This is a genomic window from Streptomyces sp. NBC_01546 (assembly GCF_045208355.1).
Classification (GTDB): domain Bacteria; phylum Actinomycetota; class Actinomycetes; order Streptomycetales; family Streptomycetaceae; genus Streptomyces.
Window position 1 is genome coordinate 6,757,341 of sequence record NZ_CP109379.1, and the last position, 21,661, is coordinate 6,779,001.

Below are 21,661 nucleotides of genomic sequence, written 5' to 3' on the forward strand. Positions count from 1 at the left end.
GACAGGAACAGTAAACGAGCCTCATCACCCCGGGCGAGAGATTTCGGGCGGGAGGCTGGTCGGCTAGCGTCCTTCGGCCTCCAGGGGCTCTCCGCCCCTGTGCCCTTCTCGGCTGCGTAGAGCTGCATTCGCCTAGGGCAGACAACAGAATCCGGCTTATGGCTGGAGACTCGGCTGCACGGCATGTCAATCTTCAACGTCCCGCAAAGATGTCAGGGACGGCGTGCAGGGAGAAAGAGGTCGAGGAATCGAGCGCAACATAGCCCATCATCGCCGGTTAGCCTAACCGGCGATCGCGTGGACCATTGACCTGTTCGTGTGCGACTGCGCTTGGCGGTGGAGTCGTCGCGAATCGGGCTGTACATGCCCTAACCCTTTGGTTCCCGCAGAGAGCACCCTCATACCCATGCCGCGATCGCAACGCGCTCCTCTGGCTGAATCGGCCCCGACGGGCGCAGCCCGAACGTCGTTCCTCAACGTCAAGGATGCCGCTGAGTACCTTGGCCTCGCATCACAAACACTCTATGTCTGGCGCCATCGACGGCAGGGGCCTCCCAGTTTTCGCATGGGCCCCCGTGGGCGCGTCATGTACCGACGCGAAGCCCTGGACGCCTGGATCCACGAGCAAGAATGCGCAGACTCCCGTTCCAACCCTGCTTTGGACCCGTTGAACGCGCAGCCGCAGCGACGCGTGAGCTCCGGCGCATGATGCTCCGGATTCACCGCGCGGCATTTACATCCTTTTGAAGGGGGGCTGGATTGGCCGGCTATATCGAGGACCGTTGGATCAGGAAGAAGAAGGATCCCGTCACCGGGAGGAGGGAGAAGACCGCTCGCTACGGCAAGGGCAAGCGGTACAAGGTTGCTGGCATACCGGGGGTGCGGGACCGATCCTTCGATGTGCTTGAGGACGCGAAGGCGTGGCTTCGTCGCGCAGCCACGGACGAGGAGCGAGGCGAGTTCGTAGACCCGCGTGATGGATCTATCACGCTGGCCGACTACATCGCGGCGCACTGGGCGCCGGGGCGAGGGGGTGCTCCGAAGACCCAGGACAGCCAGGAACGAAGAACGCGTCTCCATATCGTCCCGCACCTGGGCCAGCTCCCGCTCCGCAACATCGCGGCGACGGACCTAAGGGCGTTCATAACCAAGCTGGGGTCAACAGTCTCGTCGATCGACTATCAACGTGGCATCCTTTCCGAGCTTTCCTCCATTCTGGAAGCGGCTGTTGACGACAAGCGTCTTGTCCGCAACCCGATGCATGCTAAATCTGTGCGGTGGCCAAAATCGCCACGGGAGCGGCGCGATGCGTGGCCGATGAGTACGGCACTTCGAGTCCGTGACGTCATCAATCCGCGAAATAGGATCGCCGTCGTAGTCGGCCTGGGGTGCGGACTTCGGCAGGGCGAGGTGTTCGGGCTCAGTCCAGAGGATATCGACTTTGAACGCGGAGTGCTTTACGTCCGGCGACAGGTTCAGGCTATCCACGGAAAGCTGTACTTCGCCCTGCCGAAGGGCAAGAAGGTCCGCACTGTAGATATGCCCCGGTCGGTCGCCGAGGAATTGAGGCGTCACGTGGAGGCGTATCCGCCTGTAGTGGTGGAGCTTCCATGGGGAAGGCCAGATGGAGATATGAAGAAGGTTGCGTTGCTGCTTACCACGCGCTTCGGGAATGCCGTCGCGGTGAACACATGGAACACCTACACCTGGAAGCCCGCACTGGCCAAGGCGGGCGTCATACCGCCACGCGCCGAGGGGGCGAAAGCGTGGCAGTGGGCCGCGGCCCCTAAGGACGGTTTCCATGTGCTCCGGCACACCTACGCCTCGATCATGCTGGAGGCCGGGGAGTCCGTCGTGACCCTGGCTCGGTGGCTCGGGCACTCTTCGCCCGCGATCACCCTCGGTTACTATGCTCACTTCATGCCGGAAGCTGGCGCTAAGGGGCGCGGCACCATCGACGGGCTGCTGGGGGAGCAGGAGGGGCGGCTCGCCGGCCGGAACTCCCCAGATTCTCCCCAGCCCACTTGATCGGCGATTCCCGCCTCTACGTCTTGCTGAAGTCGTTCGTGGATTCTAAGGCAAAAGAGATGGGTGGCCTGGGAAAGTGTTGAACGAGGTCGTAGCGACCCGCTATGTCACACCCTTGCGTGAGGGCGGCTCGCTACCGGGGATCGTCGAGGCCGACGACCTCGGTACGTACGTCATGAAATTCACCGGAGCCGGCCAGGGCCGCAAGACCCTGGTCGCCGAGGTCATCTGCGGCCGCCTGGCCCAGCGGCTGGGCCTGCGGGTCCCGCGGCTGGTGCAGATGCAACTCGACCCCGTCATCGGGCTCGGCGAGCCCGACCAGGAGGTCCAGGAGCTGCTCAAGGCCAGCGGCGGGCTCAACCTCGGCATGGACTACCTGCCCGGGTCGATCGGCTTCGACCCGCTCGCCTACCAGGTGGACCCGGTCGAGGCGGGGCGCGTGGTCTGGTTCGACGCCCTGATCAACAACGTCGACCGGTCCTGGCGCAACCCGAACATGCTGGTCTGGCACGGGGACGTGTGGCTCATCGACCACGGCGCCACCATGATCTGGCACCACAACTGGCCCACCGCCCAGGCCGCCGCCGCCAAGCCCTACAACGCCTCCGACCACGTACTGGCCCCCGTGGGCCCGGACATCGCGGCCGCCGCGGCCGCGCTCGCGCCGCTGGTCACCGAGGAACTGCTCACCGAGGTCGCGGCCGACGTGCCCGACGAGTGGCTGGTGGACGAGCCCGGTTTCGACTCCACCGACGCGCTGCGCCGCGCCTATGTGGAGGCGCTGCTGCCGCGCGCGGCCACGATCCACGAGAGGATCTCGATGGCGGCCGAGGTGAAGGCCCGGTCGGGTCCCCCCGGCTGGCTGGCCGACCGCCTCGACCCCCGCCCCCGGAAGAACAAGAGCGACGACGAGTGACCAAGCGGGACGTGTTCGAGTACGCGCTGGTGCGTGTGGTGCCCCGGATGGAACGCGGCGAGTGTTTCAACGCCGGCGTGATCGTCTACTGCCGGGCCCGCTCGTACGTGGCCGCGCGCACCCACCTCGACGAGGCGAAGCTCCTCGCCCTGGACCCCGGAGCCGACGTGGCCGGGGTGCGGGCCGCCCTGCGCGGGGTGGAGGGCCTGTGCACGGGCGGCGAGTCCGCCGGTCAGGCGGCGGGTGATGACCCGGGGCGGCGGTTCCGGTGGCTGATCGCCCCGCGCAGCACGGTGGTGCAGCCGGGTCCGGTGCACACCGGCCTGACGGCCGACCCGGCCGCCGAGGTGGAGCGGCTGCTGGATCTGCTGGTCCGCTAGCGCGCCGGGCCGGGGCTCCCGTTGACACCGGGTGCCAGGGCTCCTAGCGTCTCCTCAGCTGAAGCTACTAAGCGGTTGCTCACCTCTGGGCGGCCGCCTCTCAAGGGCGAGGAGATCCAGCATGTCCACCACCGAGCAGCGCGTCGCGATCGTGACCGGGGCGGCCCGGGGCATCGGCGCGGCCACCGCCGTGCGCCTGGCCGCCGAAGGCCGGGCCGTCGCCGTACTCGACCTCGACGAGGCGGCCTGCAAGGACACCGTGGAGGCGATCACGGCGGCCGGCGGCAAGGCCCTCGCCGTCGGCTGTGACGTCTCCGACGGCGCGCAGGTGGAGGCGGCCGTCGCGCGCGTCGCGAGCGAGCTGGGCGCCCCGACCATCCTGGTCAACAACGCGGGCGTGCTGCGCGACAACCTGCTCTTCAAGATGAGCGAGACCGACTGGGACACGGTCATGAACGTGCACCTGCGCGGCGCCTTCCTGATGTCCAAGGCCTGTCAGAAGTACATGGTGGAGGCCAAGTTCGGCCGCATCGTGAACCTCTCGAGCAGCTCGGCGCTCGGCAACCGCGGCCAGGTCAACTACTCGGCCGCCAAGGCCGGTCTGCAGGGCTTCACCAAGACCCTGGCCATCGAGCTCGGCAAGTTCGGCGTCACCGCCAATGCCGTCGCCCCCGGCTTCATCGTCACCGAGATGACCGCCCAGACGGCCGCCCGCGTCGGCATGGGCTTCGAGGACTTCCAGGCGGCCGCCGCCACCCAGATCCCCGTCCAGCGCGTCGGCCGTCCGGACGACATCGCCAACGCCATCGCCTTCTTCACGGGCGAGGCCGCCGGCTTCGTCTCCGGCCAGGTCATGTACGTGGCCGGCGGCCCGCTCAACTGACGAGCTCACGAGAGGCAGGGCATACGCCATGACGACGTACAACGGCATCGACAGCGGCAAGGTCGCGCTGATCACCGGAGCGAGCCGGGGCATCGGCTACGGAATCGCCGAGGCGCTGGTCGCCCGCGGCGACCGGCTTTGCATCACCGGACGCAACGAGGACGCCCTCAAGGAGGCCGTCGAGCGGCTCGGCGCGGACCGGGTGATCGGAGTGGCCGGCAAGGCGCACGACGAGGCCCACCAGGCCCATGCCGTCGAGCGCACCATGGAGGCCTTCGGCCGGGTCGACTTCCTGGTCAACAACGCCGGCACCAATCCGGTCTTCGGCCCGATCGCGGACCTGGACCTCGGGGTCGCGCGCAAGGTCTTCGAGACGAACGTGATCTCCGCGCTCGGCTTCGCCCAGCGGACCTGGCACGCCTGGCAGAAGGAGAACGGCGGGGCGATCGTGAACATCGCCTCGATCGCCGGGGTCTCCGCCTCGCCCTTCATCGGCGCGTACGGGATGAGCAAGGCCGCCATGGTCAACCTCACCCTCCAGCTCGCCCACGAGATGGCGCCCGGGGTCCGGGTCAACGCGATCGCCCCCGCGGTGGTCAAGACCAAGTTCGCTCAGGCGCTCTACGAGGGCCGGGAGCAGGAGGCCGCGGCCGCCTATCCGCTCGGCCGGCTCGGGGTCCCGGAGGACATCGGTGGCGCGGCCGCTTTTCTTACATCTGCACAAGCGGAATGGATCACAGGGCAAACTCTCGTCGTTGACGGCGGAATGTTCCTCAATGCCGGAGTGCACTGACCGATAATCGGACGCATTTGCCACCGAAAGGGAGGCAAATGCGTACCTAATGTGCACGGAACCGGTCAAGTGCCCCACGAAACCTACCCATTGGATTCGTGGGGCACTGCGGTAGGGTCTGCCGCACCCCTGGCTGATCGAGGAGCGTGCACGTGTTCAACCGGACCAGATGCCTGCAGATCACTGCGGCCCTTGCGTCCATATCCCTGCTCGCCGGTTGCGGCCTGCTTTCGGACGACAGTGCCGCCGACACGAAGCCGATCATCGTCGGCACGACGAGCGCACCGAGCACCCTCGACCCGGCAGCGGCATGGGACGGCTCCTGGGAGCTGTACCGGAACGTCTACCAGACTCTGCTGGCCTTCCCCACGGGCTCCACCAAGCCCCAGCCGGACGCCGCCCAGAGCTGCGAGTTCACGGACGCGGCGAACGAGTCGTACCGGTGCACCCTGCGCAAGGGCCTGAAGTTCTCCAACGGGGAGCCGCTCGACGCCAAGGCCGTCAAGCACTCCCTGGACCGGATCCGGACCATCGGCTCCAAGGTCGGCCCGAAGGACCTCTTCGGCTCCCTCGACAAGATCGAGGCCGCGGACGAGCTGACCGTCGTCTTCCACCTGAACACTCCCGACGCCACCTTCCCCTTCGTCCTCGGCTCGCCGGCCGCCTCGCTGGTCGCGCCCAAGGACTACCCGGCCGACAAGGTGCGGGAGGACGGCAAGGTCACCGGCTCCGGCCCGTACGTGCTCGACTCGTACAAGGAGGGCAACGAGGCCGTCCTCGGCCGCAACGAGGGCTACACGGGCTTCGCCAACCGCCGGAACAACGGCGTGACCATCCGCTACTTCACGGACTCCGCGAAGATGGTCGCCTCCCTCAAGGCCAAGGAGATCGACGCCACCTACCGAGGCCTGTCGGCCCCGGAGGTCAAGGACCTGCAGAGCCCCGACGCGCACGGTCAGGGCGTCCAGGTCGTCGAGAACGTCGGCGCCGAGATCCGCTACCTGGTCTTCAACCCCAAGGACCCGGCGGCCAGCAAGGCCCCGGTCCGCCAGGCCATCGCCCAGATCGTCGACCGCGGGGCGCTCGTCTCCAAGGTCTACCAGGGCACCGCCGAGCCGCTGTACTCGATGGTTCCCAAGGGGGTCGTCGGTCACAAGACGCCCTTCTACGACAAGTACGGGCACGCGGACGTCAAGAAGGCCACGAAGATCCTCAAGGACGCCGGGGTCCCCACGCCGGTCGACCTGACCTTCTGGTACACCACGGACCGGTACGGCTCCTCCACCGCCGAGGAGTTCACCGAGCTCAAGCGCCAGCTGGACGAGAGCGGCCTCTTCAGGATCACCCTGCGCAGCCAGCCCTGGAAGGCGTTCCAGGAGGGCTACAAGGGCCAGGAGTACCCGGTCTTCGGCCGAGGCTGGTTCCCCGACTTCCCGGACCCGGACAACTTCATCGCGCCGTTCGTCGGCAAGGAGAACGCGGTCGGCACCCCGTACGAGCCGGCCGAGATCCTGACCGACCTGCTGCCCAAGACCCGGCGCGAGGGCGACCGCGCGGCCGGTGTCCACGAGTTCGAGCGGGCCCAGCAGATCTTCGCCGAGGACGTCCGCCTGCTGCCCCTGTGGCAGGGCAAGCTGTACGTCGCCGCGCGTGACGACATCGCGGGCGCCGAGCGGGCGCTGGACCCGCAGACCGTCATGCAGATGTGGGAGTTCTACCGCAAGACCAGCTGGTAGCGGTGGCGGCGATGCGGGCGGCTGAGGCGTTGTCAGTGGCCCCCGGTAGGTTCTGGAGCAGTTGCACGAACATGTACCGGAGGTTGTCGCCGTGACCCAGATGCTGCCCGAGTCCTGGCTCCCCGTCCTCGGCGGGGAGCTGGACCAGCCCTACTTCAAGGAACTCACGGAGTTCGTCGAGAAGGAACGGGCGAACGGGCCGGTCTACCCGCCCCGCGAGCAGGTTTTCGCGGCCCTGGAGGCCACTCCCTTCGACCAGGTGAAGGTGCTGGTCCTCGGCCAGGACCCCTACCACGGCGCCGGCCAGGGACACGGCCTGTGCTTCTCCGTGCAGCCCGGGGTCAAGACCCCGCCCTCGCTCCGCAACATTTACAAGGAGATGAAGGAGGAGCTCGGCCTCCCGGTCCCGGACAACGGGTACCTGATGCCGTGGGCCCGCCAGGGCGTCCTGCTGCTCAACGCGGTGCTCACCGTCCGCGAGGCCGAGCCCAACTCGCACAAGGGCAAGGGCTGGGAGAAGTTCACCGACGCGGTGATCCGCGCGGTGTCCGAGCGGCCCGACCCGGCCGTCTTCGTGCTCTGGGGCGCCTACGCCCAGAAGAAGATCCCGCTGATCGACGAGGAGCGGCACGTTGTCGTCAAGGGAGCCCACCCCTCCCCGCTGTCGGCCAAGAAGTTCTTCGGCTCCCGCCCCTTCACGCAGATCAACGAGGCCATCGCAGCGCAGGGCCATGAGCCGATCGACTGGCGGATTCCGGACCTGGGCTGACGGCCCACCGCGCCTCGGCGCCATTGCCGGTGCCTCCGGCTAGCTTCTTGATGATCAGACCGGAGCAGGTCTGGCGGAACAAGCCGGAGGCCGCGGTGACGGAGCAGCAGGAGGCGTCGGAGGACGCCGTCATGACCAGGATCGGCCAGGCGGTCATCCTGCTGCACGCCGGAGACCGCGAGGAGGCCCGCAACCGGCTCGGTGCGATCTGGTCCGAGATCGGCGAGGAGGGCGACTCCCTCCACCGGTGCACGCTCGCCCACTACATGGCCGACGCCCAGGACGACCCCGCCGACGAGCTGGCCTGGGACCTGAGGGCCCTGACCGCCGCCGAGGCGCTCAGGGACGGGCCGCCGGCACCCCGGGAGCAGCATCCGGCGATGCGCGTGTTCTACCCGTCCCTGCACCTCAGCCTGGCCGCCGACTACGTGAAGCTCCAGCGGCCGGAGGCGGCCCGGGTCCACCTGGCACGGGCCCGCGCCGCCACCGGCGCGCTGTCCGACGACGGGTACGGGAACGGCGTACGGGCCGCCATCGCCCGGCTGGAGCGGCGGCTCGCCGCGGAACCGGGCACCGGGCCCCGGCCGTTCCCGGAGCAGTCCCCGTGAGCGCGTAGGGGGCGGCTGAGGGCGTCCTGCCGGCCAGGCCGGATCATTCCCCCGTGACGCCCCCGCAGATGCGGGCCTCCGGGCTGTCCGGGTGCCATCCTCCGTGCCGCCGGCCCAGCGCGCACACGTCGGCGGGCCGTACCGGCAGCTCCTTGATCAGCTCCCGCTCCGCCTTCGCATCGGACCGAGGGCGGTGCGGGCGGCCGCCGCTCTCACGGCCGGAGGACGCTTGTGACGGCCTGCGCGGCTCCGGGATGTCCGGGACCGGCGGCGGTGCCTGCGCGGGCCCGCCGGAGGCGCCCTGCGCCGTGGGCTCGGCGGACCGGCGGGCGGGGGCGGAGGCAGCGGGCCGTGCCGACTGCTCCGGGACCGCTTTCAACGCCTCCAGCGCGGGCGCCTGGACGACCACGGGGGCGGACCCCGGCCCGCCGCGCGGCTCGTGGTGCGGCGGCAGTCCGGCGGAGGGGGCCCCGCCGGACTGTCCGGCACCGGGGCCGGGGCTCACGTTCACGCAGCCGGAGACGGCCGAGACGGCACAGGCGACTCCGAGCAGCAGCTTTGTCGTGGTTCGGGTTGGATGCACCCGCGCAACTCTGCTCCGCGACGACCGCGTTGTGAAAACCCGGAGCCCATATTGACCCCGCACGGGTGACGGGTAGGGGCTATCCGACCCCGACCCCGATCCGGATCCCGACCCGGATCCGCGCGGCGCCCGCACGGGCTTACTCGCCGGTGGCGCCGTCGATCTGCTCGCGCAGCAGGTCCGCGTGGCCGTTGTGGCGGGCGTACTCCTCGATCATGTGGGTGTAGACCCACCGCAGGCTGAACACCTCGCCGCGGTGGTGGCTCTCGGCCTCCGACACCAGGTCCAGCGAACGGCCCGCGGCGGCCTGGCGCGCCAGCTCGACCTCGGTCTGCCACACCTGCTCGGCCTCGGCCCAGGTGGCCTTCTCGCTGAAGTGGAAGTCGCCGTCCACGTCTTCGCGCGTGGAGTACAGCTCGGGCAGGTCCTCGCCGAGCATGATCTCCCGGAACCAGTACCGCTCCACCTCGGCCATGTGCCGTACCAGGCCCAGCAGGCTCAGTTCGGAGGGCGCCAGCGGCGTGCGGCGCAGCTGCTCGTCGGCGAGCCCCTCGCACTTCCAGGCGAGGGTGGCGCGGTGGTAGTCGAGCCAGCCGTCCAGCATGCCGCGCTCGTCCGCGGTGGTGGAGGGCTCTGTGCGATGTGATCCGGAACTCGTGGTCGTCATGACCGCCATCCTCAGCGAACAAGCCCCCCACCACCAGGGATTAAGCTGCGAGCGTCCCACAAGGAACGAACCAGGAGGCTCCCGGTGAAGGTCGGCTGCATCGGACTCGGCGACATCGCGCAGAAGGCGTACCTGCCCGTCCTCACCACCCGCCCGGAAATCGAGCTGCACCTGCAGACCCGAACCCCGGCCACCCTCGAGCGGGTCGGCGCGATCCACCACGTCCCGGCCGGGCGCCTGCACACCGATCTCGACGCGCTGCTCGCCGAAGGGCTCGACGCGGCGTTCGTGCACGCCCCGACCGCCTCCCACCCCGAGATCGTCACGCGGCTGCTGGAGGCCGGCGTGCCGACGTACGTGGACAAGCCGCTCGCCTACGAGCTCGCCGACTCGACGCGGCTGGTGGAACTGGCCGAGGAGCGCGGGGTCTCGCTCGCCGTCGGCTTCAACCGCCGCTACGCGCCCGGCTACGTGCAGTGCGCCGACCACCCGCGCGAGCTGATCGTCATGCAGAAGAACCGCGTCGGGCTGCCCGAGGACGTCCGCACGCTGGTGCTGGACGACTTCATCCACGTCGTCGACACCCTGCGCTTCCTGCTGCCGGGCGAGGCCGACCACATCGACGTCCGGGCCGTGGTGCGCGAGGGACTCATGCACCAGGTGGTGCTCCAGATCTCCGGAGGCGGCTTCACCGCGCTCGGCATCATGAACCGGCTGTCCGGTTCCACCGAGGAGATCCTCGAGGTGTCCGGGCAGGACACCAAGCGGCAGGTCGTCAACCTCGCGGAGGTCATCGACCACAAGGGCCAGCCGACCGTGCGGCGCCGCGGGGACTGGGTGTCGGTCGCCCGCCAGCGCGGCATCGAGCAGGTGGTGGACGCCTTCCTGGAATCCGTGGAGACGGGCAAAACGCTCAGCGCACGCGACGCGCTGCTGACCCACGAGCTGTGCGAGCGGGTGGTGGGCTCGGCTCTGGGGCAGGCCTCCTGAGCGAGCGGAGGCCTTCCACGACGCAGTAGGCCGCCAGGGCGGCGAGCGCCGCGGCCACCGGCCAGTCCCCGTGGCGGACGTAGAAGGTCGTGCCGCCGGCGAGCGGGACCTCGTACACCCGCGCCGTGCTCGCGGAGGTGGGCAGGGCGGGGCCGATCCGCTCCCCGGAGGGGCCGTGCACCGCGCTGACACCGGTGAGGGTGGCGTGCACCATCGGGCGGCCGGTCTCGGCCGCCCGCAGCGCGGCCAGCGAGGCGTGCTGGGCCGGGGCCCAGCTGTCCTGGAAGCTGGAGGTCGCCGACTGGGCGACGAGGAGGGCGGCCCCGTCGCGGGCGAGGTGCCGGCTCATGTCGGGGAAGGCCGACTCGAAGCAGACCAGCGGGCCGAGCCGGACCCCGGGCCGGCCGTCCGGCCGCCCGGGCAGGTTCATCAGCACCGGGGTGTCACCCGGCACGCGGTCCTCGGCGGCCGCCTTGCCGACGGAGGTGGCCCAGCCGAGCAGGGCCCGGGCCGGTACGTACTCGCCGAAGGGGACCAGCCGCATCTTGTCGTACCGGTCGCCGGTCAGGCCCTGAGGGCCGACGAGCACCGCGCTCTTGCGTATCCCGGGGCTGTCGGCCGCGCGGGCGTCCACGTTGACCAGCAGCGGAGCCCCGACCTGCGCGGACAGCGAAGCCAGCCGCCCGGCCAGGTCCGGGCGGGCAGTCAGGTCCCCGCCGACACTGCTCTCGCCCCACACCACCAGGTCGACGGACTGTCCGGCCAGGCCCCGGGTGAGCCGTTCACCGGCGGCGAACCGCCGCTCCGCACTGTCCGGGCCGTCGGCCACCAGGCCCGGCTGTACGACGGCCACCCGCAGTTCGCCCGACGGCTGCGAGCGAGGCGCCCACAGCCACACCAGCCCCGTCAGCACCGCGCATCCCGTCACCCCGGCCATCGCGGGCACCCTGGCCCGGGGCACGGCGATCAGCAGCACCAGCGCACAGTTCACCGCCACGACCAGGAGGCTTACCAGCCACACCCCGCCCACCGAGGCCAGCCGCAGCGCGGGCGGCACCTGCCACTGGCTGGCCCCCAGCAGCCCCCAGGGCCCGCCGAGCCCCTGCCAGGACCGGGCCAGCTCCGACAGCAGCCATCCAGCCGGTACGAGGACCAGCGCGGCCGCCGCCCGGCCCGCCGCCGGGATCCCGCCGAGAAGTTCCCGCACCAGGAGTGCCCAGGGGATCCAGAGCAGGCCCAGCAGTGCGGCCACCGGCACCAGGAACACGTGCAGGCTCGGCAGCAGCCAGTGGTGGACGGCCAGGATGAAGGCGGCGCCGCCCAGCCAGCCCTCCAGCACGGCCCGCCGCCCGGTGGGGGCGGACCTCAGCAGCAGCATCCAGGGCACGAGCGCCACGTACGCGAACCACCAGAGCGCGGGCGCGGGGAAGGCGAGGGCCGGCAGTGCCCCGGCGGCGACGGCGGCCGGCGCACGCCAACGCGGGAACCACCCAGCCCGGATCGAGACCATGGCGCGCCTCCGCTTCCAGTGTGGGACAGACGGGGTGGAGCGGCTCAGGCGGACATGTGCCGCCACTTCTCGTGCACGGTGACGCGGGTCAGCCGCCAGCCGTCGTACGTGCGGGCCAGCACGAAGGAGTAGCGCCCTGCGGCGACGAAGTTGGGGGCCGTGACCGTCCCGTCGAGCTCGTCCCCCGCCAGCCGCATCGGATTGAGGAAGTCCGCCCGCACCTCGGCCCGGTCGCCCGGGGAGCCGCCCAGGTCCTCCAGCCGGATCAGCCGGTTGACGATCAGGTGCTGACGCACCGGGAAGAGCTTCATGGTTTCCGCGAGCCAGTCGGCGACCTCCCCGGCGGGACCCTCGATCCCGCCCGCCGAGCTGTAGTCGGCCCGCCCCGCCGAGGTGAACAGGGCGCGGTAGGCCGCCCAGTCGCCGTCGTCGACGGCCACCGCGTACCCCGTGACCACCTCGTCGATCGCCAGCCGGTCCATGACCGTGGCGAGGTCCACACGCTGCGTCATCGGGCAAGTGTGGGGCTGCGGGGGCACCAGGCCAAGGGTCGTGCGCCCACCGGATCTTCTTGCGGGCCCGTCAGTGACCGGAATACGCCTCCCGCTGCCGGACCACGACGAGGAACGCGTCGCTGTCCAGATCCATCACCACCTCCGCCGGCACGCCCTCGCGCAGGCGCTGCGCCGCATACTCCTCGGCGGGCCAGCTTCCCCGCGGGCTTCCGGCCGGAAAACGCTCCAGAACCACTCGACGCATGGGACACCCCCTGCTGCTTGCCTTCACGTCTCTCCACGCACAATGACGCGCAGGCCGCCCGGGAACGTTCCCGAACGGCCTGCGGTTCACGCGAAGCGGTGAGTGCGGCCGGCTTCGACCGGCTTTAACCGGCGGACTCGCCGGCGTGCGGGCTCAGCACGCCCATGCCGACCAGAACGAACAAGGCGATGCCGAGCACGATGCGGTAGACCACGAAGGGCATGAAGCTCTTGGTGGTGATGAACTTCATGAACCAGGCGATGACCGCGTAGCCGACGAAGAAGGCGATGACCGTCGCGAAGATCGTCGGACCCCAGGAGATGTGACCCGGGTCCTCGACCACGTCCTTGATCTCGAACAGACCCGAGGCCAGCACGGCCGGGATGGCGAGGAGGAAGGAGTAACGGGCCGCCGCCTCGCGCGTGAAGCCCAGCAGCAGACCGCCGGAGATCGTCGCACCCGAGCGGGAGACGCCCGGGATCAGGGCCATCGCCTGGCAGAGGCCGAAGATCAGGCCGTCCTTGACACCCAGTTCCCTGAGGGTCTTGCGCTCGCGGATGGCGCGGTGCCGGCCGCCCTCCTCGTCGCGGGCGGCCAGCCGGTCGGCGATGCCGAGGATGATGCCCATCACGATCAGAGTGGTGGCGATCAGGCGCAGGTCACGGAACGGACCCTCGATCTGGTCCTTGAACGCGAGGCCGAGGACGCCGATCGGGATCGAGCCGACGATGACCAGCCAGCCCATCTTGGCGTCCTGCTCGGAGCGCAGCGCCTTGGTGTACAGCGAGCGGAACCAGGTGGAGACGATCCGCGCGATGTCCTTGCGGAAGTAGATCAGTACGGCGGCTTCGGTGCCGATCTGCGTGATGGCGGTGAAGGCCGCTCCCGGATCCTCCCAGCCGGCGAACGCCGCGGTCAGCCGCAGGTGCGCGCTGGAGGAGATCGGGAGGAACTCCGTAAGCCCCTGGACGAGACCGAGGATTAGGGATTCGAACCAGCTCATGTCGGGGTGCGCTCGTCCTTGTGATCGTCGGGCAGTTCGGGTCCGATGCTAGGGCCCGTGCGAAGCGCCGGTGACCACAGGGGGGTGCTGGGGCGCCAGTTCGCACGGCGCCTGGGGGATTCGGGCCGGTGCCAGGCGGTGCCGCTTGCGCCAGGCGACCACCCCGGCGGCCACCACGGAGACCACGATGAAGCCGAACGAGACGAGGAACGCGGGCGATCCGGGGGAGGAGGCGCTGGCCCCCGCGATCACGTACGCGGTGGTGTTCGGGACGACCCCCAGCGCCGTGGCGCACAGGAAGGGCAGCCACCCGCAGCGGGACACCGCCGCGCAGTAGTTGGCGACCACGAAGGGCACCCCGGGGAAGAGCCGGACGGCGAGCATCGACCGGAAGCCGTGCCGGCTGAGCTGACCGTCGGCCGCCTGGAGCCAGCGGCCGCGCAGGAACGGGCGCAGGGCCTCCTGCCCCATGACGCGGCCCAGGCCGAAGGCGATCCCGGCGCCGAGCACGGTGCCGCCGACCGCCGCGAGGAGGCCGGACTGGGTGCCGAAGACGGCTCCCGCGGCCAGATTGAGCAGGGGGCGGGGCACGAAGGCCGCCGCGCAGACGCCGTACCCGGCGGCGAACAGCACCACCGCCGTGCCCACCGGGAGCCCCGGGGGCCAGCCCTCCGACAGCACGCGCTGGGGCTCGAACAGCAGCACGCACACGCCGGCCGCCACCAGCAGCACGACGAGCAGCGACAGCCGGGTCCGCGGCGCGAGGAGGAGGGACATCCCGGGAGACTAGCCCACGTATGCGGCGGTGCGCCGTAATCTGGGCCTCATGCTGTCGAACGACCGGCGACCTCCGAGCGTGCCGCGCAGCGCCCTCGCGGACACCCTCCTGGAGCGGCTGACCGGGACGTACGCGGGGGCGGCCGACCCCGTCCGGGCCCGGGCCATGACCGCGTACATGAAGGACGTCGCGCCCTTCCTCGGCATCCCCACCCCCCTGCGCCGCGAGCTGTCCAAGGCAGTGACCAAGGACACCCCCCGGCCGGCGGAGGCCGACTGCGCGGCGCTCGCGCTGCGCTGCTGGGGGCTCCCGGAGCGTGAGTACCACTACTTCGCGGTGGACTACCTGCGCCGGCACGTCTCCCGGTGCTCCTCCGGCCTGCTGCCGGCGGTCCGGCACCTGATCACCACCGTCCCCTGGTGGGACACGGTCGACCTGCTGGCCGCGCACACGGTCGGCCCGCTGGTGGCCGCCGACCCCGCGACTGCGGCGGTGACGGACGAGTGGATCGGCGACGAGGACCTCTGGCTCGTCCGCACCGCGCTGCTCCACCAGCTCCACTACAAATCCGCCACCGACACCGACCGCCTCTTCGGCTACTGCCGGCGGCAGGCGGGCCACCCGGACTTCTTCGTGCGCAAGGCCATCGGCTGGTGCCTGCGGGAGTACGCGAAGACGGACCCGGACGCGGTGCGCGCGTTCGTCGAGGCCGAACGGTGCTCCCTGTCCCCGCTGTCCGTGCGCGAGGCGCTCAAGAACCTCTGAGCGCGCGGACGTTCACCCGCGGACGTTCACGCGCGGACGGTCAGGCGTCAGGCGCGTTCGCGCGCGGCGTTCCGGGCGGTAATTCATTCGACGGGCCGGGGGCCGTCCGGCAGGATCAGGGGCATGTCCCGGTACGCCTTCCCCGTCGCATCGTCCGCAGTCGCGGACGCGCCGAAGGCTGCCGTCCTCGCAGAGGAATTCCCCTTCGCCGCATTCGACGGCGCACGAAGCTGACCCTTCCCGGATCGTCCGGCGGACCCCACAGGGGGAGGGTCGGCTCGACTCAGGGGTCCCGTTCCGGCTTCGAACATACGGGAAGACATCATGGCCAAGACGGCCTTCGTGCGGACCAAGCCGCACCTCAACATCGGCACCATGGGTCACGTCGACCACGGCAAGACCACCCTCACCGCCGCCATCACCAAGGTCCTCGCCGAGCGCGGGGGTGCCTCCTTCGTGCCCTTCGACCGCATCGACCGGGCCCCCGAGGAGGCCCGGCGCGGGATCACCATCAACCTCACGCACGTCGAGTACGAGACCGACACCCGCCACTACGCCCACGTGGACATGCCCGGCCACGCCGACTACATCAAGAACATGGTCACCGGAGCCGCGCAGCTCGACGGGGCGATCCTCGTCGTCTCCGCGCTCGACGGGGTCATGCCCCAGACCGCCGAGCACGTGCTCCTCGCCCGGCAGGTCGGCGTCGACCACATCGTGGTCGCGCTCAACAAGGCCGACGCCGGGGACCCCGAGCTCACCGACCTGGTCGAGCTGGAGGTCCGCGAGCTGCTCAGCTCGCACGGCTACGGCGGCGACAGCGCGCCGGTCGTACGGGTCTCCGGGCTCGGGGCGCTGGAGGGCGACCCACGGTGGACCGGGGCGATCCAGGCGCTGCTGGACGCGGTGGACACGTACGTGCCGACGCCCCAGCGGTACACGGACGCGCCGTTCCTGCTGCCGGTGGAGAACGTGCTGACCATCACCGGCCGCGGGACGGTCGTCACCGGCGCCGTCGAGCGCGGCACCATCCGGCTCGGCGACCGCGTGAGCATGCTGGGCGGGGACGGCACGTCCGACCCCGTCGTGGTCACGGGGCTGGAGACCTTCGGCAAGCCGATGGAGTCCGCCGAGGCCGGCGACAACGTCGCGCTGCTGCTGCGCGGGGTGCACCGTGACCAGGTGCGCCGCGGCGACGTGGTGGCCGCGCCCGGCAGCGTGACGCCCAAGCGGCGCTTCACCGCGCAGGTCTACGTGCTCTCCGCGCGCGAGGGCGGTCGCAGCACCCCGGTCGCCACCGGATACCGGCCGCAGTTCTACGTCCGTACCGCCGACGTGGTGGGGGACGTGGACCTCGGCGAGGCGGGCGTGGCCAGGCCGGGGGAGACGGTCACCATGACCGTCGAGCTCGGGCGCGACGTCCCGCTCGAGTCGGGGCTCGGCTTCGCGATCCGGGAGGGCGGGCGGACCGTCGGCGCGGGGACGGTGACCGCCGTGCTCGGCTGATCCGAGGGACCCTGACCCCGCCGTGGTGACGGCAGTCCGCTTGCGCGAGACTGCCGTCACCACAGGCATGCGCGGAGGGGCGGGCGGACATGGGCGGCGACACGGCACTGGTGCTGGGCGGCGGGGGACTGACCGGCGTCGGCTGGGAGAGCGGCATCCTGTACGGGCTCGCCCGCGCGGGAGTGGACCTCACCACCGCCGACCTCGTCGTCGGCACCTCGGCGGGGTCGGTGGTCGGCGCCCAGCTCACCTCCGGGCTGCTCACCCCGCAGGAGCTGTACGAGCGCCAGCTCGGCGACGCCACGGGGGAGATCGCGGCGAAGCTGGGGGCGGGACTCATCGCCCGCTACGCCATGGCGATGGTGCGCTCCCGCGACTCCACGGCCTATCGCAGGCACGTCGGCGCCCTCGCGCTCGCGGCCGACACGGGCGAGGAGGCGCAGCGGCGCGAGGTGCTGGCGGCCCGGCTGGTCTCGCACGAGTGGCCCGGGCGCCGGTTCGTCGTCACCGCCGTCGACGCGGTCAGCGGTGAACCGGCCGACTTCGACCGGGAGAGCGGGACCGGACTGGTCGACGCGGTCTCGGCGAGCTGCGCGGTGCCGGGGGTCTGGCCGCCCGTGACGGTCGGCGGCCGGCGGTACATCGACGGCGGGACCCGCTCGGCGACCAACGCGGACCTCGCCGCCGGCTACGCGCGGGTGGTGATCCTCGCGCCCATCGCGCTCGGTTCGCGGCTCGTCCCCTCGCCCGCCGCACAGGCGGCGAAGCTGCGGGAGGCGGGCGCCCGGGTGCTGCTGATCACCCCGTCGGCCGCGGCCCGCAAGGCCTTCGGGCGCAACGTGCTGGATCCGGCCCGGCGGGACCCGGCCGCGCGTGCCGGGCTGGCGCAGGCCGCCGAGCACGCCGCCGACGCGGCCGCCGTCTGGTCGGGCTGACAATGGTGCGGTGAGCGACGAACAGATCCCGGTGATCCGGGACGTGGACCAGGGCACCGCCAAGCTGATGCCGGACGTGGACCGGGAGCGGGCCTGGCTGCTGACCGTCGACGGGGCGCCGCAGTCGTACGTGGACCTGGACGATCCGGAGCACCTGGAGTTCGAGTACGTACGCCGCCTCGCGCACGTCCTGGACTGCGTGGCGCAGCCGGGGCTCGCGCTGGACCTCCTGCACCTGGGCGGCGGCGCCCTGACCCTGCCGCGCTATGCCGCGGCGACGCGCGCCGGGTCCCGGCAGACGGTCGTGGAGTTCGACGCGGGTCTGGTGGAACTGGTCGCCGAGCACCTGCCGCTGGCGGCGGGGTCGGGTGTCACCGTGCGGGCCGCCGACGCCCGGGCCTGGCTGGCGGCGGCGCCCGCGGGGAGCGCGGACGTGGTCGTGGCCGACGTGTTCGGCGGCTCGCGGGTGCCGGCGCAGCTGACGTCGGTGGAGTACGCGCGGGAGGCGGCGCGGGTGCTGAGGCCCGGCGGGGTGTACGCGGCGAACCTGGCCGACGGGGCGCCGTTCGGCTTCCTGCGCGCCCAGCTGGCCAATTTCGGCGCCGTGTTCGGGGAGCTCGCGCTGATCGCGGAGCCGGCGGTGCTCAGGGGACGGCGGTTCGGGAACGCGGTGCTGTTGGCGTCCGACGCCGAGTTGCCGGTGGCGGCGCTGGCCCGGCGGTGCGCCGCCGACGCGTTTCCCGCCCGGGTGGAGTTCGGGGATTCGCTGGCGCGGTTCATGCGGGGGGCCGTGCCCGTGGCAGACGCGGATGCCGCTCCGTCACCGGCTCCGCCGGAGGGGGCCTTCAGCCTGGGGTGAGCGGCCGGCCGCTGCGCCTCACATCTTGGCCGGGCCGGGGGCGGGCTTGCGGGTCATGCGGCGGACGTCCGGGATCAGGAGGACCAGGGCGGTCGCCAGGACCACCAGGGCCGCGCAGCCCCACAGGGCCCCCGTGCGGCCGAAGGCCGACTCGGCCGGACCCGCGAGGGCGGTGGCCAGCGGCAGCATCGACACCGAGCCGAACCAGTCGTAGGCGGAGACCCGGGAGAACTTCTCCTCCGGGATCTCCTGGTGCATCGTCGTCATCCAGCTCACGCCGAACACCTCGATGGCCAGCCCGCTGATCAGCATCACCACGCACAGGCCCCAGACGGGCAGCGGCACGGCCAGTCCCGCCGACGGCAGCGCCAGCGGGAACACGCACAGGGTGCCGACCAGCAGCAGCCGGCGCGGCTTCCAGGCCATCATCAGCACGGCGCCCGCGATGGTCCCCGCGCCGAAGAAGCCCAGGGCCAGACCCCACGGCGCGGGCCCGCCCAACCGGTCCCGGGCGACCAGCGGACCGTACACCGCCTCCGCGGCGCCGACGACGGCGACCACCACGGAGAACTGGAGCACGATGCTCCACAGCCAGGGCCGGGTCCTGACCTCCACCCAGCCTTCGCGCAGGTCGGCCAGGAGGCCGCCGCCGGGGGCCCGGTCGGGGACGTGGCTGACGTCGAGGAAGGCCCGCAGGGCGCCCGCGATCGCGAAGGCGGCCGCGTCCACGGCCAGTACCCAGCCGGGGCCGATCGCAGCGATCATCGCCCCGCCGAGGGCCGCGCCGCCGATGCCGGCGCCGTTCATCGCCATGCGGAAGAGCGCGAAGGCGCGGTTGGCGTGCTCGCCGGAGACGGTGGACAGCAGCATGCCCTCGGCCGCCGGGTTGAAGAAGGCCGTACCGGTGCCGCACAGCGCGGTCAGCAGCATCATCTGCCACAGCTGGGGGTCACCGGCGAGGACGAGCAGTGCGAACGCGGCCTGGGACAGGCAGTTCAGGGCATTGGCCGCGACCATCACGCGGTGGCGCGGCAGCCGGTCGGCGAGCGCGCCGCCGATGAGCAGGAAGAGGACGAGCGGCAGGGTGCGGGCGGCCGCGACCAGGCCGACGTCGGCGCCGGAACCGCCGGCCTCCATCACCGCGAACGCGGCGGCGATGAGCGCTCCGTGGCTGCCGAGGTTCGTCACGACCGCCGCACCCGTCAGCAGGGTGTAGTTGCGGCCGGCCCAGGCGGGCCGGCGGCGGCGTACGGGCGCGGGCGTGTGGGGCGGGGCGGCGGGGGGAGAACTCACCCCCGGACTATCCCCGCCCCGGGCCGAGAATCCAAACGGATTGTCGGCCCGGAGGGAGAGGGAAAGGAGATCAGCCGCCGGACAGGCGGACCGAGCTGAGGATCTTCTCCATCGTCTCCTTGCTGACCTCGTCCGGGACGCCCGCGGCGCTGTAGAGGATCCAGCTGGCGAAGTCACCCTTGGCGTTCTTGAAGCTGAAGGCGATGGACTTGCCGTCGGAGGAGCACTTGTTCTCCTTCGGCAGGCCGGTCACGCTCGCCGTCGCCATGTGGCCCTTGAGGCCCGAGGAGGTGGTGTACTCCTTCGGCTCGGAGACCTGGGTGGTGCCCTTGGGCCCCTTCTGCGCGTAGCCGGCGAACGCCCAGTTGCCGGCCTCGTTGCGCACGGCCTCGGCCGTGTCCTTGGCGCCCTGGCCGCCCTTGGTGCCGGTGCCTGCCAGCGAGGTCGTCTCCTCGCTGCCGTTCTTGTCGGAGTCGACCTTGCACCAGTCCTCCTTGAGGTAGGCGGGGGCCGACATCATCACGATCGAGGAGCCGTCCTTCTTCGCCTCGTCCTCGAAGCCGATGGCCACGCCGGAGCCCAGCACGTTCCACTCCGGCGGGACGTCGAAGGCGGTGCCGTGCTTGGGGTTGATGACCACCTTCCAGCCCGCGATCACCGGCTTCACGTCGCCCTCGGCCCGCGGGTTCGCGCTGCTGCCGGCCGGGGCGGGCGCGGCGGAAGCCGAGGCGGAGGCGGTGGGCTTGTCGTCCGCCTCGTTGGTCTTCTTGTCGTCCCGGGTCAGGACGAACGCGCCGGTCGCGGCGGCCGCCACGACCACCGCGGCCGCGGCGACGATGGCCACGGTCTTGGTCTGGAAGGGGCTCCCGCCGCCTCCCGGCCGCTGCTGGGGCTGCTGAGGCGGCCCCCACTGCTGGCCGGGAACGGTCGGGGGCTGCTGGTGCCCCGGCTGCTGCGGATATCCGTAACCGGGCTGCTGCTGGTACGGGTTCGGCTGTGCCGGCTGCTGCTGGTACGGGTTCTGTTGCGCGTCCTGGGGGTTCTGCTCGCCCCCGGGCGGCTGCTGCTGTCCTGGCCACATGGCCGGTAACGATAGTGGGAGCGGGAGCCGGGAGCCACGGCCGCCCCCGTGCAGGCTCTGGCCAAGCGCATCTACTCGTGGGTAACATCGCGTTCCATGAGCGCAGATCAGATGAACGTGGGCGAACTGCTCGCCGCGACGGTGCCGATGGCCCGGACCCTGAACCTCCAGTTCCTGGAGACCACCCCCGAGCGCGCGGTCGTCCGCCTCCCGGACCAGCCCGACTTCCACAACCACGTGGGCGGCCCGCACGCCGGCGCCATGTTCACCCTCGCCGAGTCCGCGAGCGGCGCGATCGTCCTGGCCGCCTTCGGCGACCAGCTCTCGCGCGCCGTGCCCCTCGCGGTGAGGGCCGAGATCGGCTACAAGAAGCTCGCCAAGGGCGTCGTGACCGCCACCGCCACCCTCGGCCGCCCGGCGGCGGAGGTCGTGGCCGAACTCGACGCGGGCGGCCGCCCCGAATTCCCGGTCACCATCGCCATCCAGCGCGAGGACGAGGCCGTCACCGGCGAGATGACGGTCGTGTGGACCCTGCGCCCCAACGCGTGAGCGGGCGCCGCCACGGCTAGAGTCCCTCGCACGACGATGGAGGGGGTACCCGTGGCCAAGGTCAACATCAGCCTCGATGCCGAGCTCGTGGTGGAGGTGATGGTGCTCGCCGGGGTCGGATCGCCGCAGGACGCGGTGGAGGCCGTCGTACGCGACTACATCGCGCGGGGGCACCGCACCGAGGCACGCGTCCAGGTACAGGACGAGCCCCAGCGGGAGGCCGACGGCCTGCCGCAGCCGCCGCAGGGCTGAAACCGGGCGTCGCGGTGG

General features: G+C 71.3%; 25 protein-coding genes. 16 read left to right on the forward strand and 9 right to left on the reverse strand.

Annotated elements, in window-relative coordinates:
• Window positions 1–406: 406 nt before the first annotated feature.
• From OHA89_RS31015 to OHA89_RS31055, 9 genes are all read left to right on the forward strand, one after another.
• A complete protein-coding gene (locus OHA89_RS31015; protein ID WP_383858186.1) occupies window positions 407–709 on the forward strand; it encodes a helix-turn-helix transcriptional regulator in 303 nt (100 codons plus the stop codon).
• Between the two features lie 191 nt (window positions 710–900).
• On the forward strand, window positions 901–2,028 hold the full coding sequence (locus OHA89_RS31020; protein WP_406368651.1) for a tyrosine-type recombinase/integrase: 1,128 nt from the start codon (window positions 901–903) through the stop codon (window positions 2,026–2,028).
• A gap of 76 nt (window positions 2,029–2,104) precedes the next feature.
• The gene (locus OHA89_RS31025) at window positions 2,105–2,944 is read left to right on the forward strand and encodes a HipA family kinase (RefSeq protein ID WP_406367604.1); all 840 of its coding nucleotides are present in this window, start codon (window positions 2,105–2,107) and stop codon (window positions 2,942–2,944) included.
• The gene (locus OHA89_RS31030) at window positions 2,941–3,324 is read left to right on the forward strand and encodes a DUF3037 domain-containing protein (RefSeq protein WP_215149714.1); all 384 of its coding nucleotides are present in this window, start codon (window positions 2,941–2,943) and stop codon (window positions 3,322–3,324) included. The genes OHA89_RS31025 and OHA89_RS31030 overlap by 4 nt, the downstream gene beginning before the upstream one ends.
• A 121-nt stretch (window positions 3,325–3,445) precedes the next feature.
• Window positions 3,446–4,207, forward strand: coding sequence for a 3-oxoacyl-ACP reductase FabG (gene fabG / locus OHA89_RS31035; RefSeq protein WP_266610951.1), 762 nt, complete (start codon window positions 3,446–3,448; stop codon window positions 4,205–4,207).
• A 28-nt stretch (window positions 4,208–4,235) separates the two neighbouring features.
• Window positions 4,236–5,000, forward strand: a complete 765-nt coding sequence (locus tag OHA89_RS31040) for an SDR family oxidoreductase (protein ID WP_215149716.1) — start codon at window positions 4,236–4,238, stop codon at window positions 4,998–5,000.
• A gap of 152 nt (window positions 5,001–5,152) precedes the next feature.
• Window positions 5,153–6,736, forward strand: a complete 1,584-nt coding sequence (locus OHA89_RS31045) for an ABC transporter substrate-binding protein (protein ID WP_266610953.1) — start codon at window positions 5,153–5,155, stop codon at window positions 6,734–6,736.
• A gap of 100 nt (window positions 6,737–6,836) precedes the next feature.
• The gene (locus OHA89_RS31050; protein ID WP_030722329.1) at window positions 6,837–7,505 is read left to right on the forward strand and encodes a uracil-DNA glycosylase; all 669 of its coding nucleotides are present in this window, start codon (window positions 6,837–6,839) and stop codon (window positions 7,503–7,505) included.
• 95 nt (window positions 7,506–7,600) lie between these two features.
• On the forward strand, window positions 7,601–8,113 hold the full coding sequence (locus OHA89_RS31055; protein ID WP_215149727.1) for a hypothetical protein: 513 nt from the start codon (window positions 7,601–7,603) through the stop codon (window positions 8,111–8,113).
• 43 nt (window positions 8,114–8,156) lie between these two features.
• Here the strand turns inward: OHA89_RS31055 and OHA89_RS31060 are convergent, their stop codons facing one another.
• Together OHA89_RS31060 and OHA89_RS31065 are read right to left on the reverse strand one after the other, a co-directional pair.
• Window positions 8,157–8,696: a hypothetical protein gene (locus OHA89_RS31060; protein WP_406367607.1), complete on the reverse strand. Its 540-nt coding sequence runs from the start codon at window positions 8,694–8,696 to the stop codon at window positions 8,157–8,159.
• A 139-nt stretch (window positions 8,697–8,835) separates the two neighbouring features.
• Window positions 8,836–9,363, reverse strand: coding sequence for a DinB family protein (locus OHA89_RS31065; protein WP_257557432.1), 528 nt, complete (start codon window positions 9,361–9,363; stop codon window positions 8,836–8,838).
• 84 nt (window positions 9,364–9,447) lie between these two features.
• On the opposite strand from OHA89_RS31065, the gene OHA89_RS31070 reads away from it, so the two are divergent.
• Window positions 9,448–10,353, forward strand: coding sequence for a Gfo/Idh/MocA family protein (locus tag OHA89_RS31070; RefSeq protein WP_257557433.1), 906 nt, complete (start codon window positions 9,448–9,450; stop codon window positions 10,351–10,353).
• Here OHA89_RS31070 and lnt read toward each other — a convergent pair.
• From lnt to OHA89_RS31095, 5 genes are all read right to left on the reverse strand, one after another.
• Window positions 10,277–11,863 (reverse strand): apolipoprotein N-acyltransferase, encoded by a 1,587-nt coding sequence (lnt, locus tag OHA89_RS31075; RefSeq protein ID WP_266610957.1) that lies wholly within the window; start codon window positions 11,861–11,863, stop codon window positions 10,277–10,279. The two genes, OHA89_RS31070 and lnt, sit on opposite strands and share 77 nt — an antisense overlap.
• Window positions 11,864–11,907: 44 nt before the next feature.
• A complete protein-coding gene (locus OHA89_RS31080; RefSeq protein ID WP_266610959.1) occupies window positions 11,908–12,375 on the reverse strand; it encodes a nuclear transport factor 2 family protein in 468 nt (155 codons plus the stop codon).
• Window positions 12,376–12,445: 70 nt separating this feature from the next.
• A complete protein-coding gene (locus OHA89_RS31085) occupies window positions 12,446–12,622 on the reverse strand; it encodes a hypothetical protein (RefSeq protein WP_215149723.1) in 177 nt (58 codons plus the stop codon).
• Between the two features lie 124 nt (window positions 12,623–12,746).
• Window positions 12,747–13,625, reverse strand: coding sequence for an undecaprenyl-diphosphate phosphatase (locus OHA89_RS31090; protein WP_266610961.1), 879 nt, complete (start codon window positions 13,623–13,625; stop codon window positions 12,747–12,749).
• Between the two features lie 48 nt (window positions 13,626–13,673).
• Window positions 13,674–14,402 carry a TVP38/TMEM64 family protein gene (locus OHA89_RS31095; RefSeq protein ID WP_257557438.1) on the reverse strand — a complete coding sequence of 243 codons (729 nt, stop codon included), beginning with the start codon at window positions 14,400–14,402 and terminating at the stop codon, window positions 13,674–13,676.
• Window positions 14,403–14,451: 49 nt separating this feature from the next.
• Between OHA89_RS31095 and OHA89_RS31100 the strand changes: the two genes are divergently transcribed.
• The 4 genes from OHA89_RS31100 to OHA89_RS31115 all read left to right on the forward strand — a co-directional run bounded on the left by OHA89_RS31100 (window position 14,452) and on the right by OHA89_RS31115 (window position 18,468).
• A complete protein-coding gene (locus tag OHA89_RS31100; RefSeq protein WP_406367609.1) occupies window positions 14,452–15,168 on the forward strand; it encodes a DNA alkylation repair protein in 717 nt (238 codons plus the stop codon).
• 324 nt (window positions 15,169–15,492) lie between these two features.
• Window positions 15,493–16,674, forward strand: coding sequence for an elongation factor Tu (gene tuf, locus OHA89_RS31105; RefSeq protein ID WP_215145919.1), 1,182 nt, complete (start codon window positions 15,493–15,495; stop codon window positions 16,672–16,674).
• 89 nt (window positions 16,675–16,763) lie between these two features.
• Window positions 16,764–17,609, forward strand: coding sequence for a patatin-like phospholipase family protein (locus OHA89_RS31110; RefSeq protein WP_266610966.1), 846 nt, complete (start codon window positions 16,764–16,766; stop codon window positions 17,607–17,609).
• A gap of 67 nt (window positions 17,610–17,676) precedes the next feature.
• Window positions 17,677–18,468, forward strand: a complete 792-nt coding sequence (locus OHA89_RS31115) for a spermidine synthase (RefSeq protein ID WP_266612519.1) — start codon at window positions 17,677–17,679, stop codon at window positions 18,466–18,468.
• A gap of 18 nt (window positions 18,469–18,486) precedes the next feature.
• Here OHA89_RS31115 and OHA89_RS31120 read toward each other — a convergent pair whose 3' ends face one another.
• A complete protein-coding gene (locus tag OHA89_RS31120) occupies window positions 18,487–19,761 on the reverse strand; it encodes an MFS transporter (protein ID WP_406367611.1) in 1,275 nt (424 codons plus the stop codon).
• Between the two features lie 70 nt (window positions 19,762–19,831).
• Window positions 19,832–20,842: a hypothetical protein gene (locus OHA89_RS31125; protein ID WP_266610968.1), complete on the reverse strand. Its 1,011-nt coding sequence runs from the start codon at window positions 20,840–20,842 to the stop codon at window positions 19,832–19,834.
• Between the two features lie 96 nt (window positions 20,843–20,938).
• On the opposite strand from OHA89_RS31125, the gene OHA89_RS31130 reads away from it, so the two are divergent.
• Window positions 20,939–21,391 (forward strand): DUF4442 domain-containing protein, encoded by a 453-nt coding sequence (locus tag OHA89_RS31130; RefSeq protein WP_257557443.1) that lies wholly within the window; start codon window positions 20,939–20,941, stop codon window positions 21,389–21,391.
• A 51-nt stretch (window positions 21,392–21,442) separates the two neighbouring features.
• Entirely contained in the window at window positions 21,443–21,643 is a 201-nt protein-coding gene (locus OHA89_RS31135; protein WP_215145956.1) for a type II toxin-antitoxin system VapB family antitoxin, read from the forward strand.
• Window positions 21,644–21,661 lie beyond the last annotated feature (18 nt).